The sequence below is a fragment of the Billgrantia bachuensis genome (assembly GCF_011742165.1).
Lineage (GTDB): Bacteria > Pseudomonadota > Gammaproteobacteria > Pseudomonadales > Halomonadaceae > Halomonas > Halomonas bachuensis.
In genome coordinates, this window is record NZ_JAAQTO010000037.1 from 1 (window position 1) to 16,387 (window position 16,387).

The 16,387-nt window shown below is 67.1% G+C and carries 17 protein-coding genes; 4 read left to right on the top strand and 13 right to left on the bottom strand.

What is annotated here, in order from left to right; translation table 11 throughout:
- Nucleotides 1-71: 71 nt before the first annotated feature.
- Nucleotides 72-302 (top strand): hypothetical protein, encoded by a 231-nt coding sequence (locus HBJ55_RS13700; protein ID WP_167115842.1) that lies wholly within the window; start codon nt 72-74, stop codon nt 300-302.
- A gap of 70 nt (nt 303-372) precedes the next feature.
- Here HBJ55_RS13700 and HBJ55_RS13705 read toward each other — a convergent pair whose 3' ends face one another.
- The 8 genes from HBJ55_RS13705 to HBJ55_RS13740 form a co-directional block, all read right to left on the bottom strand.
- The gene (locus tag HBJ55_RS13705; RefSeq protein WP_167115845.1) at nt 373-663 is read right to left on the bottom strand and encodes a hypothetical protein; all 291 of its coding nucleotides are present in this window, start codon (nt 661-663) and stop codon (nt 373-375) included.
- An 82-nt stretch (nt 664-745) separates the two neighbouring features.
- Nucleotides 746-1,327: a cytochrome c oxidase subunit 3 family protein gene (locus tag HBJ55_RS13710; protein WP_167115847.1), complete on the bottom strand. Its 582-nt coding sequence runs from the start codon at nt 1,325-1,327 to the stop codon at nt 746-748.
- Entirely contained in the window at nt 1,320-1,757 is a 438-nt protein-coding gene (locus tag HBJ55_RS13715; protein WP_167115849.1) for a DUF4870 family protein, read from the bottom strand. Before HBJ55_RS13715 ends, HBJ55_RS13710 begins: the two co-directional genes overlap by 8 nt.
- A 206-nt stretch (nt 1,758-1,963) precedes the next feature.
- The gene (locus HBJ55_RS13720; RefSeq protein ID WP_167115852.1) at nt 1,964-3,472 is read right to left on the bottom strand and encodes an MFS transporter; all 1,509 of its coding nucleotides are present in this window, start codon (nt 3,470-3,472) and stop codon (nt 1,964-1,966) included.
- 55 nt (nt 3,473-3,527) lie between these two features.
- Entirely contained in the window at nt 3,528-3,986 is a 459-nt protein-coding gene (locus tag HBJ55_RS13725; RefSeq protein ID WP_167115854.1) for a universal stress protein, read from the bottom strand.
- Between the two features lie 71 nt (nt 3,987-4,057).
- On the bottom strand, nt 4,058-5,689 hold the full coding sequence (locus HBJ55_RS13730; protein ID WP_167115857.1) for an MFS transporter: 1,632 nt from the start codon (nt 5,687-5,689) through the stop codon (nt 4,058-4,060).
- A 285-nt stretch (nt 5,690-5,974) separates the two neighbouring features.
- A complete protein-coding gene (gene narL, locus HBJ55_RS13735; RefSeq protein WP_167115859.1) occupies nt 5,975-6,643 on the bottom strand; it encodes a two-component system response regulator NarL in 669 nt (222 codons plus the stop codon).
- 6 nt (nt 6,644-6,649) lie between these two features.
- The gene (locus tag HBJ55_RS13740) at nt 6,650-8,542 is read right to left on the bottom strand and encodes a histidine kinase (RefSeq protein WP_167115862.1); all 1,893 of its coding nucleotides are present in this window, start codon (nt 8,540-8,542) and stop codon (nt 6,650-6,652) included.
- 199 nt (nt 8,543-8,741) lie between these two features.
- Here HBJ55_RS13740 and HBJ55_RS13745 point away from each other — a divergent pair, with 199 nt between their 5' ends.
- From HBJ55_RS13745 to HBJ55_RS13755, 3 genes are all read left to right on the top strand, one after another.
- On the top strand, nt 8,742-10,019 hold the full coding sequence (locus tag HBJ55_RS13745; RefSeq protein ID WP_167115865.1) for an MFS transporter: 1,278 nt from the start codon (nt 8,742-8,744) through the stop codon (nt 10,017-10,019).
- A gap of 41 nt (nt 10,020-10,060) precedes the next feature.
- The gene (locus HBJ55_RS13750; RefSeq protein ID WP_338072022.1) at nt 10,061-10,414 is read left to right on the top strand and encodes a putative zinc-binding protein; all 354 of its coding nucleotides are present in this window, start codon (nt 10,061-10,063) and stop codon (nt 10,412-10,414) included.
- A 113-nt stretch (nt 10,415-10,527) separates the two neighbouring features.
- Complete coding sequence (locus HBJ55_RS13755) at nt 10,528-11,496, top strand: GlxA family transcriptional regulator (RefSeq protein ID WP_167115870.1); 969 nt, start codon at nt 10,528-10,530, stop codon at nt 11,494-11,496.
- Nucleotides 11,497-11,571: 75 nt separating this feature from the next.
- Here the strand turns inward: HBJ55_RS13755 and HBJ55_RS13760 are convergent, their stop codons facing one another.
- The 5 genes from HBJ55_RS13760 to HBJ55_RS13780 form a co-directional block, all read right to left on the bottom strand.
- Nucleotides 11,572-12,957 carry a BCCT family transporter gene (locus tag HBJ55_RS13760; protein WP_167115872.1) on the bottom strand — a complete coding sequence of 462 codons (1,386 nt, stop codon included), beginning with the start codon at nt 12,955-12,957 and terminating at the stop codon, nt 11,572-11,574.
- 117 nt (nt 12,958-13,074) lie between these two features.
- Complete coding sequence (locus HBJ55_RS13765; protein WP_167115875.1) at nt 13,075-13,890, bottom strand: alpha/beta hydrolase; 816 nt, start codon at nt 13,888-13,890, stop codon at nt 13,075-13,077.
- A 4-nt stretch (nt 13,891-13,894) separates the two neighbouring features.
- Entirely contained in the window at nt 13,895-14,350 is a 456-nt protein-coding gene (locus HBJ55_RS13770) for a thioesterase family protein (protein WP_167115877.1), read from the bottom strand.
- Nucleotides 14,350-15,306, bottom strand: coding sequence for an L-carnitine dehydrogenase (locus HBJ55_RS13775; RefSeq protein WP_167115880.1), 957 nt, complete (start codon nt 15,304-15,306; stop codon nt 14,350-14,352). The genes HBJ55_RS13770 and HBJ55_RS13775 overlap by 1 nt, the downstream gene beginning before the upstream one ends.
- The gene (locus HBJ55_RS13780; protein ID WP_167115882.1) at nt 15,303-16,223 is read right to left on the bottom strand and encodes a beta-keto acid cleavage family enzyme; all 921 of its coding nucleotides are present in this window, start codon (nt 16,221-16,223) and stop codon (nt 15,303-15,305) included. Before HBJ55_RS13780 ends, HBJ55_RS13775 begins: the two co-directional genes overlap by 4 nt.
- Nucleotides 16,224-16,387: the final 164 nt, after the last annotated feature.

The window sequence follows — 16,387 nt, forward strand, 5'->3', positions numbered from 1 at the left end:
GGCCCGAGCACCTGTCGCTGGCGCTACCAGGCATCTATCGCCAGATCATCGGTTCCTGAGGAGGGATGACCATGAGCAACCCGCGTCTCGCCGTCGCCGTTGTCGTCGGGCTCGCCATCGGCCTGGCGGTGGTGCTGCCCGTCGCCTGGCTGATCAACAACCGCGACTGGGGCGTCGGGCTGATGCTGCTCGTGCCCTTCATTGTCTATGGCATGATGCGCCTGGCCCGAGTACTCGAAGCCTGGGCACGCAACCCGCCGCCGCTGCCGCACTCGTCGACTCGCAACCGGCCTTCCCGCTAGCGGCAAGCGCAAGCCAGTAACGCATCGCCCGGCCGAATGGCCGGGCGATGTCGTTTCACTCCACGGTGGCTCAGATCAGTCGCGGCGCTGCATAACCGGCGCCGATCAGCGCCAGCGTCAACAGCACCAGCCCCACGAAGGTGCCCTTCCAGGCCGGCGTCGCCGCGCGCAGGTTGAGATAGACCATCAGCAGTCGCTGGGCCTTGAACCCGGTGGCGACGAGCACCAGTAATGCCGACCAGAGCGGCAGCGGCTCCCAGCTGGCCTGATCCAAGCGCGCGGAGAACATCGCCACCAGCGTCAGCGCCATCAGCGTCAGCCAGGTGACGATCAAACGGCGGGTGCCGGGGAGTGCTGTCATCAATCACCTCGTCGGGAGTCGTTGCGAGCCAGCGGAGGGAGACCTCAGCGCAACAAAGAGCTTTCAGCGTAAGAGTGAGCCCTCAGCGCAATAAATAAACAAGCGGATAGAGCAAGATCCAGATCAGGTCGACCATGTGCCAGAAGGCCGCCGCCGTCTCGACGTTCTCGGTCGAGGTGCGCCAGCTCACCAGCGCCAGCAGCCCCAGGCCGAACAGCACATGGGCGAAGTGGAAAGCAGTCAGGCCGTAGTAGTAGCCGAAGAACAGATGCGTCTCGGGGGTGATGCCGGCGGAGAACTTGCCCGCATATTCGACGACCTTGATCACGCAGAACAGCACCCCGAGCCCCATGCTCGCCGCCAGCCACTGGCGCGCCCGGCGGCGCCCGCCGGCGCTGATCGCCTCCACGGCAAGCGCCACGCACAGGCCGCTGGTGAGCAGCACCAGGGTATTGAGCCCGCCCATCAGCGGGTCGAGATTCTGCTGGGCGGCGTTGAAGCCGGCGACGTCGCCGGCGCGCTGCCAGGCATAGAGGGCGAAGAAGGCGGTGAAGACCACCACCTCGCTGAGGATTAGCACCCACATCAGCGGGTTGCCGGGCAGCGCCGAGAGCGGCCCCCAGCCCGGGTTGGGCAGGGGGCGGGTGGGGCTGGCGTCAGTCATGCAGGCTCACGCGGGCGCCGCCGAGCCACAGGCTGCGCGGGGCGTCGATGGGGCGACCCGCCATCAGCCGATGGATGCCCACCCCACAGCGCCCCACCATCCAGATCAGGCAGGCGGTGAAGAAGGCGTAGCCCAGCGCCCAGGGCGCCCAGGCGGAGGCGCCGACCAGGCCCAGCACATGCCAGGCCGCCACGAAGATCGCTGCGCCGACGATACCCAGCCAGAAGGTGAGGATCTGGAACTGCAGGTGGGTGGCGACCCAGTCGGCGACGTGGCGGCGGCGCAGATGCGCCACCAGCACGCCCACCGGCGCCGTGACCACGGCCAGCACGCTGCCGAGAAAGAGAATGTAGATCACCGCAGCGAGCTTGGTGCCGCGCTCGTCGGCCTGGGCGGCGGTGGGGGGGAAGGTCGCGGTATTCGAGGTCATGGCCACCTCCTGGTCGGGTCGGCTGGCAGGCGACCGATTCGCCCGCGTTTGGCATGTCTTACTGTGCCGCACTCTGGCGGAAACATCCTTGTCGCAGGTCAAATGCCCGACCGTTTCAGTAGGGAATGGGGGTGGTGGGATGTCGCAGGGTTGTGTACGAAAAAGCGGCGACCGAAGTCGCCGCCCTCTGATGAAGCCCAGCCGGCTCAGCCTTGTTGCGGCTTGGCCTGGGCCGCGGCCAGCTCCTGCTCCTCGATCATGCGGTCGACGGAGGAGACGTAGTACTCCTCGTCGAACGCCCCTTCCGGTTCCTTCAGCCACACCAGGCAGATCAGCCAGCTGATGAAGGCGCCGGTGGCGATGATGAAGAAGAACTGGGTCGGGGTGACGAAGGTGAAGATGGTCAGGTAGACCACCGCCCCCACGTTGCCGTAGGCGCCGGCCATGCCCGAGATCTGGCCGGTGATGCGGCGCTTGATCGAGGGAATGATGCCGAAGGTGGCGCCCTCCGCCCCCTGCACGAAGAAGGAGGTGAAGATGGTGATGGCGATGGCGATGATCAGCGGCCACTTGGCGTTGAGCAGGCCCATCAGCACGAAGCCGATGCCGATGCCGAACATGTAGCTGAGCATCACGAAGCGGCGGTTGCCCAGGCGGTCGGAGACCAGGCCGCCCATGGGGCGCGCCACCAGATTGACGAAGGCGAACGAGGAGGCGATCAGGCCCGCGGCGGCAGCGGTGAGCCCCCAGGTCTGCTCGAAGAACATCGGCAGCATGGAGACCACGGCCAGCTCGGCGCCGAAGTTGGCGAAGTAGGTGCTGTTGAGTGCGGCCACGCTGTTGAACGAGTACTTGTCGTCCTCCGGCACGCCCTTCTTGAGGATCGGCACGTTGACGCGCAGGATCTGCACGATCTGATAGACGACCACGGCGGCGATGACCAGGTAGGCAATCATGGCGCCGGTGGTGGAGAGGTAGCCCAGGTTCTGGATGCGCCACACCAGGATGCCCAGCACGCCGACCAGCGGGATGGTCCACAGGATCAGCTTGACCATGTCCGCCCAACTGCTGACCTCCATGGCCATCGCCTTGCGCGCCTTGCGGTGGGCCTTGGCGTCGGGGCCGTCGGTGATGGCGAACCAGTAGTAGACGCCGTAGGCGGCCATGACGATGGCGCTCTGGGCGATGGCCCAGCGCCAGCCCTCGGGGCCGCCGTACCAGGTCAGGGCAATGGTCGGCAGGGTCATGGCGGCGGCGGCGGAACCGAAGTTGCCCCAGCCGGCGTAGAACCCCTCGGCGAAACCGATATGCTTGGGCTTGAACCACAGCGCGGTCATGTGGATACCCACCACGAAGCTCGCACCCACGGAGCTGAGCACCAGGCGGGCGACCAGCAGCTGGGTCATGGAGTCGCCGAAGGCGAACACCAGGGCGGGGATCGACATGAGCACCATCAGCACCGAGAACACCCGGCGCGGGCCGAAGCGGTCGAGCGCCATGCCGACGATGATGCGCGCGGGTATGGTCAGCGCCACGTTGCAGATGGCGAACAGCTTGATGTCTTCCGGCGTCAGCCAGTCGACGCTCTTGAGCATGCTCGAGGCGAGCGGCGCCATGTTGAACCAGACGTAGAAGGTGATGAAGAACGCGATCCAGGTCAGGTGCAGCGCCCGTATCTCGGGGGTGCGAAACTTGAATAGGTCGGCGACTTTCATGGTCGTATCATCCTGAAGTGAGAGCTCGGATAACCACGTGTGGCGGGATCGCCGCTCACGGGCTGGGCAGGATCAGCAGCGGACATTCGACGCGTCGGGCGAGGAAGGAGCTGACCTTGCCGAAGGTCATGTAGTCGAGCTCGTCGACGAAGTAGCTCAGCGACTGGGCGATGATGCCGCCGTCGGGCTTGCTGCTGTGGCGGGCGATGACCAGCACGTCCGGGGCGTGCTTCTGGGTGGCCTGCAGCAGCATCTTGCGGGCGTCGCCCTCGGCCAGCACCCAGTCGACCTCGAAGCCCTCCTGGTGGGCGAAGTCGGCGCCCTCCTTGAGGGCCGTCTTCATCTCCTCGTACTCCTGTTGGAACAGCGTCTCGTTGGCGTCGGTGGCGTCGCCGGGGTTCTCGGCCACGCCGACCAGGATCAGCGTGGGAGCATTGCAGCGAAACAGGCTGACGGTCTGGGCCAGGGCCAGCTTGGCGTTGCGCGAGCCGTCATAGGCGATCATGACTTTCATGGTTTTCCCTCCCTAGAGGGGCAGGCTGGGGCCGCGCCGCCGGCAGGCTGCCGAGGGCACGGCTGACGGCATCACGGGTTCTTGATTTCGGCACCGGGGCGCAGGTAGAACCACCAGTTGATCACCAGGCACACCGCGTAGAAGATCGCGAAGCCGTACATGGCGAGCTCGGGGGTGCCGGCGCGGATCTGACCGCCCATTACCACCGGGGCGATGAAGGCGCCGTAGGCGGCCACGGCGGAGGTCCAGCCCAGCACCGGGCCTTTCTGCTGCTGGTCGAAGATCACGCCGATGGTGCGGAAGGTGGAACCGTTGCCGATACCGCTGGCGGCGAACAGGATCACGAACAGCAGCATGAAGACGGCGAAGTAGCTGTTGGGATCGGTGGAGTTGTAGGCCAGCATCATCACGTAGCCGGTCACCGCCGAGGCCACCACCATGACGACCGAGATCACCTGGGTGACGATGGAGCCGCCCACCTTGTCGGAAATCCAGCCGCCGATCGGACGGATCAGGGCACCGACGAAGGGACCGATCCAGGCCCAGGTCAGGGCGCTGGGAGCATCGGGGTTGACCACGCGGGCCACGCTGCCGTCGGCGGCCACTTCCATCATGTTGCCGAAGATGACCGATATGGAGAGCGGCAGGGCGGCGGAAAAGCCGATGAACGAGCCGAAGGTGAGGATGTAGAGCACCGTCATCGACCAGGTGTGCCTGTTGGAGAAGATGGCGAACTGCTTCTGGATATTGGGCTTGATCTCGCCGGGAATCAGGCGCATCAGGCCCAGGGTCAGCAGGATGGTGACCGGCAGGGCGACCCACATGCCCAACCACTGCAGAGTGAAGACACCCACCACGGTGGCAACGGCACCCACGCCGTAGAGCCCCAGGATCTTGCCGAAGGCCTGCAGCGGTGTGCCGGGGTTGGGCGTGATCGAGCGCAGGTTATTCATGCCGAACCAGCCGAGGAAGGCCAGCGGGATCAGGAATACCAGCCAGACGAAGCCGGCATTCTGAATCCAGGTCGGCGTGCCTGCCTCGATGCGGCCGATCAGCGTACCGCTGGCGCTCTGCAGCTCCATCGGGGCGCCGGCGATGGCACCGAAGATGCCCACGGTCATCACCAGCGGAATCAGGACCTGCATGGTGGTGACGCCGAAGTTGCCCAGGCCGGCATTCATGCCCAGGGCATAGCCCTGCTGCTTCTTGGGGAAGAAGGTGGAGATGTTGCTCATCGAGGCGGCGAAGTTGCCGCCGCCGATGCCCGAGAGCAGTGCCAGGGCCTGGAAGACCCAGAACGGCGTTTCCGGGTTCATCAGTGCGAACCCGGTGCCGAAGGCCGGGATCATCAGCAGTGCGGTGGTGAGGAATACGGTGTTGCGACCGCCGGCGATGCGGATCATGAACGAGGCGGGAATGCGCAGCGTGGCGCCGGCGAGGCCGGCGATGGCGGTCAGCATAAAGAGCTGGTCGACGGCGAAGGGAAAGCCCAGGTTCTGCATCTGGGTGGTGATCATGCCCCACATCAGCCACACCGCGAAACCCATCAGCAGGCTGGGAATGGAGATCCACAGGTTGCGCGAGGCGATGCGTTTTCCCGTCTGTTGCCAGAACTGTTCGTCCTCGACGTCCCAGTGTTCGATGTCGGCATTCTTTGGCCTGCCGGCACCGAGTTTGCCGATATCGGCACTCGATTTAGCCATGACGTTTCCCCTTCGTGGATTCACTGATCCCGCCTTGCGACATCCGTCCTGACCGGGATCAATTCAGGTTCGGTTGAGGCAAAGATACGTCGGGCAGGTAACCGGGGAAACCGGCCGAAAATGCCGGAAAAACAGATAAATACCACTTGAGGGGTAGCAGGGGTATAGAGCTAACCCGTTGTTTTTCTGTGTCGGGCTACAAGGGAGGGGCATAAAAAAGGCGCCTTGCCGGCGCCTCGGAGTCTTTGGAGGTATCCACACAGAACCTCTTCTACCTATCGCTCGTTATCTGTCGTCAATTCCCTCTTGCACGGCCCAAACCGCTGCCTCGACCCGCGAGCGCAGGTTGAGCTTCTTGAGCAGATGCTTGACGTGCACCTTCACCGTGCCCTCGGAGATGTCGAGCTTGCGCGCGATCAGCTTGTTGGAGAGCCCGGCGGCGAGTTCGCGCAGGATTTCGCGCTCGCGCTGGGTCAGGCTGTGGATATCGGGCGTGGCCGGCGCCGTGCGCTGGTTGCGCAGCGCCTCGGCGAGCAGCGCAGTGAGGTTCTCGCTGACCACCATGCGGCCCAGTGCCGCCTGGCGCAGCTGGCGCACCATCTCCTCGGGCTCCATGTCCTTGAGCAGGTAGCCGTCGGCGCCGCCGCGCAGGGCCGCCAGCAGGTCCTCCTCGTGGTCGGAGACGGTAAACATCACGATGCGCCCGGCGTAACCCGACTCGCGCAGCGCCTTCAGCGTCTGGATGCCGTCCATGCCGGGCATGTTGAGGTCGAGCAGGATCATGTCCGGATCCAGCTCGGCGGCCAGGCGCACGCCCTGCTCCGGTTCGCCGGTTTCACCGACGAGCTGGAGGTCGTCCTCTAGTTCGAGCAGCTGGCCTACGCCACGGCGCAGCAGCGGGTGGTCGTCGATGATCAGGATACTGGCGGGGGTCTCGCTGACTGACTGGCCCATGGTGTCTCAGTTTCCTTGGTCGTGAAGGGTGGATTCGATGGCCGGCTGGCGGGAGATCAGGCGCGCCGTCTGCGGCGTGAAGACCACCTCTACACAGGCGCCGCCCGCGGGTCGGTTGGCCAGGCGCAGCTCGCCCCCCAGGGTATGCGCCCGGTCGCGCATGATGATCAGCCCATAGTGCATCGGCGGTGAGTCGTCGTTCTCGAGGCCCACGCCGTCGTCCTCGATGCGCAGCACGATACGCGCCTCCTGGAACTTCACCGTGACGGCCGCCCAGTGCGCTTCAGCATGCTTGTGGATATTGCTCAGCGCCTCGCGGGCGATCTGCAGGACGTGGATCTCCTCGTTGGGGTTGAGCAGATGGGGCGGCACGTCATAGTGCAGCTCCACCGGCGCGCCCATGCGCTCGGAGAACTCGTCGGTAGTTTGCAGCAGGGCAGTCTGCAGGCCGGGACCTTCGAGCTTGAGGCGGAAGGTGGTCAGCAGTTCGCGCAGCTGGCGATAGGCACTGTTGAGCCCGGTGCGCAGCTCGTCGAACACCGCCGCCTGCATCTCACGGGGGGCTTCCTTGGCCTGCATGCGCTCCAGGCGCGCCACCTGCATCTTGAGGTAGGAGAGAGACTGGGCCAGTGAATCGTGCAGCTCGCGGGCGATGATGGTGCGCTCGTGCATCAGCGAGACCTGCTGCTCCTCCTCGATGCGTTGCTGCAGGTAGACCGCAGTGGCCAGTTGGTCGGCCAGGGCGTTGAGCAGGCGCCGCACGCTGTCGGAGAGGCGCTCCTCCTTGGGGTGCCAGACTTCCAGCGTGCCCAGCATCTCGTCGCCCACGCTCACCGGCAGCAGCACGCAATCGCCATCCTCGGTATCGGAGAGGCGCAAGGGGCGGGGGGCGATCAGGCAGGCGTGGCAGTCGTGGTCGCGGCAGTAGTCGGGCCGGCGGGCCGAATGGGTAGCGAGTATCGGTACCTGGCGATCGGTGTGAGGGTCGTTGAGCGACAGCCGGATGGGGCCGATGTCCAGCAGCTCGGCGACGCGGCGCAGCATGGGCGCGGCGCTGGTGCAGAGATCATTGCCACCGCCGTAGAGCGAACGGCTGCCGTCGTGAAGCACCTGCATTACCTGGCTGCTGCGCTCGAGCTCCCGGGTTTTGCGCTTGACCCGTTCTTCCAGGTCCGCGTAGCTGGTGCCAAGCTCCTCGGCCATGCTATCGAAGGTGCGCCCGAGCAGGGCGAGTTCGTCTTCTCCCTGGAGCCGGGTACGCACGGTGAAGTTGTGCCGTGCCGCTTCGCCCGCCAGCACCATCAACTGGCGCAGCGGTGCCACCAGGTTGTGGCGAATGTCGTAGAGCGCGATGGCCACGACAACGGCGGTCAGCGCCAGGAACAGGATCTGCAGCGCACTGAGCAGGCGGATCTTGGCTTCGGTGTTGTGTTCGAGCTGAGAGACCATCTGATCGATCTCGCTCACCAGGCCGTCGAGGGCGCGATAGAGCGACTCGATGTTTACCGAGCGAGTGTCGACGGCCTCGTTGACTTCGGGGGCCAGGTCGTTGTGCCAGCGCGTCAGTACCAGGCGGTACTGGCGCCTGAGATCGTGGGCTTCGGAGACGGGAATCGCCCCGGTCAGCTCGCCGCTCTCCAGGCGCTCCTCGAAGCGGCGCTTGAGTACGTGCACCGCCGCCTGATGCTCCGTGGAGGGGATGCGTTCGTAGCGCTGCAGGGCGGCGACGATCTGGTAGGTATTCATGCGCAGCGAGCCGGCGACGTTGATCGCTGCCGCATCGCCGCGGCTGCCGCCGGCCACCGCCATGGTCACCACGATGCTGATCAGGGCCATGGCGCTGATGGCCAGCAGCGAGGCGACGATGCGGGCCACGAGTGAACGTTGCAGCAGTTTCATCGGCGGTGGGCAACTCCAGCATGATGCGGGATATATCGAACTATATATCCTCGCCAACACTATACCCCAGCGGGCGGTGGCGCATCCTACCGGGAGATTCGCCAGGCTGCTACCAAAGAGGTACCTCGCATGCCCTTTTGACGCCAAGCCGAGGGCTAATCGAGAATCACTTTTGACTACGCCACGAGACCCACCGTTCATGACGTCCGCTGAAAAACCCCCCGTCGTGGGCCAGCAGGTCGACTATCGCTCGCTGGTGGTCGTGCTGCTGTCGCCGCTGGCCTTCGCCCTGGTGTTCGCCAGCTGGACCATCTTTGCCGTGCTCGGCATCGAGCTCAAGCAGGCGCTGGGCTTCGGCGAGGTGCAGTTCGCCGTGCTGCTGGCCATGCCGATGTTCACCGGCGCGCTGGCGGCGCTGCCGCTGGCGGCGCTGGCCCGGCTGGTGGGCGGCCGGCGGGTGATGGTCGGCTGCCTGCTGCTGATCTGCCCCTTTCTCTGGGCCATCGCGCACTCCAACGATTACTGGGAATTCCTGCTCGCCGGGGCCGGGCTGGGCGTGGGCGCCGGTTCGCTGGCGGCGGGCCTGGTCTACGTGGCGGCGCTGTGCCCGCGGCGCCACGCCGGCCTGGCGCTGGGGCTCTATGGCGCCGGCATGCTCGGCGCCGGGCTGACCTATTTCCTGCTGCCGTTGATCAGCCAGGCCTACGGCTGGCCCATGGCGCCCAAGCTCTATCTGCTGCCGATCGGGCTGGTGGCGCTGCTGTTGTTGGTGTTCGCCGAGGAGTCGCCGCGGCAGCCGGCAGCGCCCGGCGGCAATGTCGTCGCGGCCCTGCCCGGCGGGCTGCCACCGCCCGCGGCGTGCCGCCTGGCGCTCTACTACAGCTTCTTCTATGGCGCCTTCGTGGCGCTGGCATTGTGGCTGCCCGCCTATCTCATGGCGCAGTACCGCCTCTCGCTGATGGCGGCGGCGCTGTGGGCGCTGGTCTTCACCCTGCCCGGTGGGCTGGGGCAGATCCTCGGCGGGGCACTGGCCGACCGGCGCGACTTTCGCGACCTGCGCTGGTGGGTCAGCGCCTGCGTGATGGCCTGCCTTTTCCTGCTCTCCTATCCCGACTTCAGCATGCAGATCCACGGCGTGCACGGCGATCTGGCGCTGGAGTTCTCCATGCCGCTGGCCGGCTTCGCCGCGTTGCTCGCCGTCATGGGTCTGGCCATGGGCATCGGCAAGGGCAGCCTGATGTGCCTGATCCACCGCGACCACGGCGACGATATGGTGCGTTCGGGCGGCCTGGCGCTGGCGCTGGGCGGGCTGTTCGCCGCCGCGCTGCCGCTGATGTTCGTGCTCGGCAACGAGTGGGTCGGCGTGCGCACCGCCGGCTTCATGTTCCTCTACGCCGCGCTCGCGGTGTGCATGCTGGTGATGCTCTGGGAAGTAGGTAGCCGCACCGGCGTCCGTCGCCTGCGCGAAGGGGATTAACCCCTTTCTCTGGGCCGTCTATCACCTTGTGGGTAAGCGGGGTGTGGCCCCTCAGCGACGCGAAGATCAAGGCGCTGCTGGCGGACAGCGAGACGCGCACCCTCAAGAGCCGCGAGTGCTGTTTGCGCCGGGATACGCCGGCCGAGTGGCTCTATATCGTGCTCGGCGGCACCGTGCGCCTGGTGTGCGTCGCCCATTCCGGCCGGCTCATCGTTGCCATCGATGCCTGCCAGATGCACTGCACCCACCACTGCCTGGCCCAGGCCGGGGCCGTCCCCACCGAGCACGTCAAGCTCTACGAGCGCGGCCTGCGCAAGCGGCGCGGGCAGCGTTACGACGAAGCGGTGGTGGCCGAGGTCGCCGCCGAGGTGGGCGCGCTGATCGCCCGGCTTTAAGGCGTCACCTGCTCAGGTCTGGCGGCTTATGCACAAGGTATGACGTATTGCGCATAGTCAGCGCCTCGCCGCCAGGCGATGCTGCCGGGAAAGCGCGCCGAGAGGAGTCGCCCATGCGCCTGGACTATCGCGGGCCGTTGCCCGAGAGCGTCGGCTTCTTGCTGCTGCCCCGCTTCTCGATGATGGCCTTCTTCTCGGCGGTGGAGCCGCTGCGCATCGCCAATCGCATCAGCGGCCGGCCGCTGTTCGACTGGACTCTGATCAGCGAGGACGGCGGGCCGGTCACCGCCTCTAACGGCATGACCTTGCTCGCCGACCAGGCCATCGCCGAGGTGAAGCGCTTGCCCGCCCTGGCGGTGTGCAGCGGTTTCGAGCCGGAGGCGCACCTGAGCCGGCCGCTAATGGCCTGGCTGCACCGCCTCGACCAGGCCGGCTGTGCCCTGGGGGGGCTCGACACCGGCTGCTTCCTGCTGGCCGCGGCGGGCCTCTTGAAGGGTGAGCGGGTGACCTTGCACTGGGAGAGCCTACCCGCCTTCCGCGAGCGCTTCCCCACCATCGAGACCACCGACGAGCTGTTCGAGATCCGTGAGCGCCGCTTCTCCTGCGCCGGCGGCGCAGCGGCCATGGACCTGTCCCTGGAGGTGATCTCACGGCGCCATGGCGCACGGCTGGCCATCGACGTCTCCGAGCAATTGATCCATGAACGACTGCGCAGCCGCCGCGACCAGCAGCGCATGACCTTGGCGCGCCGTCTCGGCACCCATAACCGCCGCCTAGTGGAGGCGGTGGCACTGATGGAGCGGCATCTGGAAGAGCCTCTATCGCTCGCCGAGGTGGCCCGCCGTAGCGGCGTCTCGCCGCGCCAGATGCAGCGGCTCTTCGAGCAGCAGCTCGGTACCTCGCCCCGCCAGTGGTATCTGCAGCTGCGCCTGGAGCGGGCCCGTCACCTGCTCACAGAGACCGATATGGACGTGCTCACGGTAGGCCTGGCCTGCGGCTTCACCTCCGGCTCCAGCTTCTCCCGCGCTTTCCGCGTCCAGTATGGGCACTCACCGCGCCAGGCGCGGCGGGCGGCGGGGTAGGTTGGAGCTCGGCGGGTCGCTGCGCGTCTCGGCCACCTTCCTGTGGCAGGTCCTGGCTGACAGGCCCGCCCGCGACTAGTCCTGCGACCGCTCGAGACCGGCCGCGCGCCGCGGCAGCACGCGGCGCAGGAAGCCGAAGGTAAGGGCGAAGATGCCGATTGCCACCGGAATGGCAGTGACCGAGATCAGGGTCAGGATCACCCGGTATACGTCGCCGCCCAGCCAGCCGATGACGATGGCCAGGGTGGCCATGGCCAGGATCCAGAAGATTCGCGTGCGCTTGGCGGTGAGCATCTCGCACACCAGGCCCGCCGAGTCGGCGCTGGTGACGAAGAACAGCAGGATATTGAGCAATAGCACCAGCGACAGGATCCCGCTGGTGTCGAGGCCGCGCACCAGTTGGAAGACGTCCTCGACGTCGGCCTCGAGCCCGGCCAGGCCGAAGGTGACGAACCAGAAGCAGGTCAGCAAGGTGGGCACGATCAGGATGCCCAGCACCAGCTCGCGCAGGGTGCGGCCCCTGGAGATGCGCGCGATGAAGACCCCGGTGAAGATGAACCAGCCGTACCAGGAGGCCTCGAAGGCGTAGAGCCAGTCGGCCAGCCAGGCCTTGCGCTCGGGGTCGCCGAGGCCGATATCGGTGGCCATGGCCGGATAGCGCACCAGATACTCCGGCAGCAGCCGGGCGAACTGCGTGAGGATCTCCGCGGGGACGGTGAGCACGAAGACCGCCAGCATCAGCGCCAGGGCGAAGACGCTGTTGTAGTTGCTCAGCCACTTGATGCCGCGCTGGAGCCCCGAGACCGAGGAGAGGATGGCGAAACCGGCCAGAGTCAGGATCATGGCCGCATTGCTCACCTCCAGGCCGAGGCCGTCGGCCAGCGCCTGGCGCAGCGGCGTGCTGGCGTAGGAGAAGGTCAGCGACAGGCCGATCACCGTGGCCACCACCAGGCTCACCAGGTTGAGGCGGCTGAGAAAGCCGTTGCCCAGCAGCCGCTCGGCGGGCTTGTCGATGTGCAGGTTGTAGAGGGCGTGGGCGAACATCACCCCCACCCCCAGGTAGCCGACCCAGGCCAACAGGCCCCAGTGGTTGAAGGCGGTGAGCAGCGCCTCGTGGGAACTCATGCCCGCTTCCACGTGGTAGCGCGGTTCGCTGACGCCCCAGGTGAGCAGGGCGATGCCCATGCCGGTGGAGAACAGCATGCCCAGCCAGCTGGGGGTGGAGAACTCCGGCGGCCCCTCGCCGAAGCGCAGCCGGCCCAGGGGGGTGACGGCGGCTACCAGGAAGAACAGCGAGGCGGCGAAGGCCGGGTAGGTGAAGAGGAAGCCGAAGTTGCCGATCACCTGGGTCTTGGCCAGCTCGAGGACGACCTCGAACTGGGTGGGGAAGAGGGTGATGGCGCCGAGCAGGGCGCCGACCGTCAGCACCGAGGCGACGGTGGTCAGATAGTCGTGTTTCATGGGGGCATCCACTGTTGTTATTGGGGGTGATTCACAGCATACGGAGGGAGGGACGCGTGAACTTGTCACCAGGCGAAGCGAAATCGCCATAAGCCGCAGACCTGAGGGGGGCGGCACTTATGCTAGATGGCCGGCCAGGGCCCGACAGAACACCTGCCAGGCCTTGCCCATGGCGGGCAGGTGGGCCTGGGCGTGGAGGGCGGCGTGCACCACGCCGGGCGCGCAGCGATAGCCGACCCGGGCGCCCTGGCGGCGCCAGGCGGCTACGGCGGCCTCGAGGGGACGGGTCAGGGGGTCGTGCTCCACCGCCAGCATCTCAATGACCGGGGACGGCGGTGCGGTGGGGGAGGGTGTCAGTGGGGCCACCAACTGGCCCAGTTGGTGGATATCGGCCCGAGAGAGCAGCGGAGCATCCGGGCCCAGCGCGGCCGCATCGGGGGCACCCAGCGGGGGGTAGACCAGTCCCAGGGGTGTGGTGACATCGCCTCGCTGCCAGGCCAGATCCAGTACCAGCCGGCCGCCGGCGCTATCGCCCACCAGGGCGATGGGGGTGATGGCGTCGGCCACCGCCCGGCAGTCGGCGAGCATGGTCGCGTAGTCGGCCTCCGGGGCCAGGCGATAGTCGACGCTGATGACTTCGCGGCCCAGCGCCTGGGCGAGGCTTGCCGCTACCCCGTGGTGGCTCTTCACCGAGCCGAGGGTAAAGCCGCCGCCATGCACGAAGAGCACCGTACCGGGCCTGGCGCTATTGGGCAGAAAACGACGTACCGCCACGCCGCCGAGGGCGCTGGCCTCGACACGCATTCCCGCTGGATCGGGTGGGGCGAAGCTGGCGCAGAGGGCCTCGTAGCGCGGGCGCGCCACAGCCAGGGACACGCCTTCAAGGTCGCTCAATCCCGCGGCGAAGCGCCGGATAAAGGCCTCGATATCCAACCGCTCAGCGCCTTATACCGATGGTGCGCCCGGCGAGCGCCGGCCAGGCACCGGGCTCGGCCTGGGGCAGCGCGGCGATGGCCTCGGCCACGGCGGGAGGGAAGGCGTCGGGACGGCTGCTCTCGCGGTTCACGCCCATCAGCATCTGCTCGCTGGTGGCCAGCAGGTTGCCTTCGGCGTCCTGCATCTCGAAGAAGACATGCAGCCGCTTGGCGTCGCGGTCGAGCAGGGTCAGCGCGACCCGCAGCGGCTGGTCCTCGTGGGCCTCGCGGCGATAGCAGAGATGGGTCTCCAGGGTGTAGAGCGTATAGCGGTGGCGATCGCGGCCGGCGGCGTCCAGGCCGATATGATCCATCAGCGTCTCCACCGCCAGGGAGAAGACCCTGGCGTATTCGGCATCGTTCATATGGCCGTTATAGTCGACCCACGCCGGGGCGACGCGGGTTTCCAGAATCTGCATCAGATGCGCCCCTCCAGGCCTTCGGCTTCCGGCCAGTATTTCTGCACCAGGCCGAGCAGTTCAACCAGGAAGTCGTCGCGGCGACGGTCGAGTTCGCTCACCGGGCGGCCGGCGGCCTGGTACTCGCAGCCTTCGACCACCTTGTCGATCAGCTCGTCGCTGAGCTCGGGGGCCTCGAGCCTGGTCCAGGGCAGCTTCAGGGCCGGGCCGAACTGCTCGAGCATATGGCGCATGCCGGCTTCGCCGCCGGCCAGGTGGAAGGTGAGGAAAGTGCCCATCAGCGACCAGCGCAGGCCGCAGCCGTAGACCACGGCGGCGTCCACCTCCTCGGTGGTGGCCACGCCGTCGTTGACCAGGTGCAGCGCCTCGCGCCACAGCGCCTCCATCAGGCGGTCGGCGAGATGCCCCTCGATCTCGCGGCGCACTACTAGCGGGCGCATCTTAAGTTCCCGGTAGAGCGTCCGGGCTGCATCGAGCTGCTCGGGCTCGGTGGCCGCGCCGCCCACCAGTTCCACCAGCGGCAGCAGATAGACCGGGTTGAAGGGGTGGGCGACGATCACCCGTCCCGGGGCTCGGGTGCAGTCGCGCTGCAGGTCGCTGGGCTTGAAGCCGGACGTCGATGAACCGATCAGCACCTCGGGCACTGCCGCGGCGTCCAGGGCGGCGAGGATCTCGCGCTTGAGCTCGAGGCGCTCGGGGACGTTCTCCTGGATCAGGGTGGCGCCTTCGACGGCGCCCGCCAGGCTCTCCGCGAAGGTGAGCCGCGCGGGGCTGGCGCATTCGGCCAGGCCCAGGCGTTCGAGGGCTGGCCAGGCATTGTCGACGAAGGCGCGGGTGCGCGCGGGGGCATCGGGGGTCGGGTCGAAGGCCACCACCTCCCACCCCTGGGCCAGGGCGCGGGCGATCCAGCCGTTGCCGATCACCCCGGTGCCGATCACGGCGAGACGCTGGCTCATGCGACACCCCCCACAACTTTCTCGACGATGCGGCCGCTATTCGGGTCGCGCAGTCCCAGATGGGCGCGGGTCTCGGCAGGCGTCATCGCCCGGACGCCGAGGTTCTCGATCAGGGTGCGGGCGCGCTCCACCAGTTGGCCGTTGGTGGCCAGCACCCCCTTCTCCAGGTAGAGGTTGTCCTCCAGGCCGACCCGGGCATGGCCGCCCAGCAGCACCGCCTGGGCCACCATGGGCATCTGCTGGCGGCCGATGCCGAAGGCTGCCCAATTGGCGTTCGCCGGCAGCTTGTTGCGCATGGCCAGCATGGTCTCGGTATCCGCCTCGGCGCCCCAAGGAATGCCTAGGCAGAGCTGGAACAGCGGGTCGCCGTCGAGCAATCCCTCCTGCTGCAGCTGGCGGGCGAACCACACGTGGCCCAGGTCGAAGCATTCCAGCTCCGGCTTGACCCCGGCGGCCTGCACCAAGCGGGCATGCTCGCGCAGCCAGTCGGCGGGGTTCACATAGACCATGTCGCCAAAGTTGAGGCTGCCACAGTCCAGGGTGCACAGCTCGGGCAAGAGCTCGTCCACCGGGGCGTGGCGCTCGGCCGGGGTCTGGATATCGGTGTTCGGGCCGCCGCGGGTGGGGTCGGCGGCATCGGGGATCCAATCGCCGCCGCCGCCGGCGGTGAGGTTGATGACGATATCGGTGTCCGCCTCACGGATGCGCTCCACGACCTCGCGGAAGTGGTCCAGGGAGTGGCTGATGGCGCCGGTCTCGGGGTCGCGCACATGGAGATGCGCCACGCTGGCGCCGGCCTTGGCGGCCTCGATAGCGGCCTCGGCGATCTGCTTGGGCGTGACGGGCACATGGGGGCTCTTGGCGACGGTGTCGCCGGCGCCGGTGACGGCGCAGGTCAGGATGACGTTGCGGTTCATGGGGGCTCCTCACAGCTATCGGTGTCGATGAGGAGCAGTGTGGCGCGGCGAGAAGGCCAGGAGTTGACGCCGGGCGCCGCGGAGTTGTCGCGAGTCGCCTCCATCCTCAGGAGGATTAACCCCTTTCTCCGGGCCGTCTATCACCTTGTGGGTAGACGGGGTGT

Coding starts and splice junctions, on each gene's coding strand:
- HBJ55_RS13700 (WP_167115842.1), top strand. CDS start 72: ATGAGCAACCCGCGTCTCGCCGTCGCCGTTGTCGTCGGGCTCGCCATC.
- HBJ55_RS13705 (WP_167115845.1), bottom strand. CDS start 663: ATGACAGCACTCCCCGGCACCCGCCGTTTGATCGTCACCTGGCTGACG.
- HBJ55_RS13710 (WP_167115847.1), bottom strand. CDS start 1,327: ATGACTGACGCCAGCCCCACCCGCCCCCTGCCCAACCCGGGCTGGGGG.
- HBJ55_RS13715 (WP_167115849.1), bottom strand. CDS start 1,757: ATGACCTCGAATACCGCGACCTTCCCCCCCACCGCCGCCCAGGCCGAC.
- HBJ55_RS13720 (WP_167115852.1), bottom strand. CDS start 3,472: ATGAAAGTCGCCGACCTATTCAAGTTTCGCACCCCCGAGATACGGGCG.
- HBJ55_RS13725 (WP_167115854.1), bottom strand. CDS start 3,986: ATGAAAGTCATGATCGCCTATGACGGCTCGCGCAACGCCAAGCTGGCC.
- HBJ55_RS13730 (WP_167115857.1), bottom strand. CDS start 5,689: ATGGCTAAATCGAGTGCCGATATCGGCAAACTCGGTGCCGGCAGGCCA.
- narL (WP_167115859.1), bottom strand. CDS start 6,643: ATGGGCCAGTCAGTCAGCGAGACCCCCGCCAGTATCCTGATCATCGAC.
- HBJ55_RS13740 (WP_167115862.1), bottom strand. CDS start 8,542: ATGAAACTGCTGCAACGTTCACTCGTGGCCCGCATCGTCGCCTCGCTG.
- HBJ55_RS13745 (WP_167115865.1), top strand. CDS start 8,742: ATGACGTCCGCTGAAAAACCCCCCGTCGTGGGCCAGCAGGTCGACTAT.
- HBJ55_RS13755 (WP_167115870.1), top strand. CDS start 10,528: ATGCGCCTGGACTATCGCGGGCCGTTGCCCGAGAGCGTCGGCTTCTTG.
- HBJ55_RS13760 (WP_167115872.1), bottom strand. CDS start 12,957: ATGAAACACGACTATCTGACCACCGTCGCCTCGGTGCTGACGGTCGGC.
- HBJ55_RS13770 (WP_167115877.1), bottom strand. CDS start 14,350: ATGCAGATTCTGGAAACCCGCGTCGCCCCGGCGTGGGTCGACTATAAC.
- HBJ55_RS13775 (WP_167115880.1), bottom strand. CDS start 15,306: ATGAGCCAGCGTCTCGCCGTGATCGGCACCGGGGTGATCGGCAACGGC.
- HBJ55_RS13780 (WP_167115882.1), bottom strand. CDS start 16,223: ATGAACCGCAACGTCATCCTGACCTGCGCCGTCACCGGCGCCGGCGAC.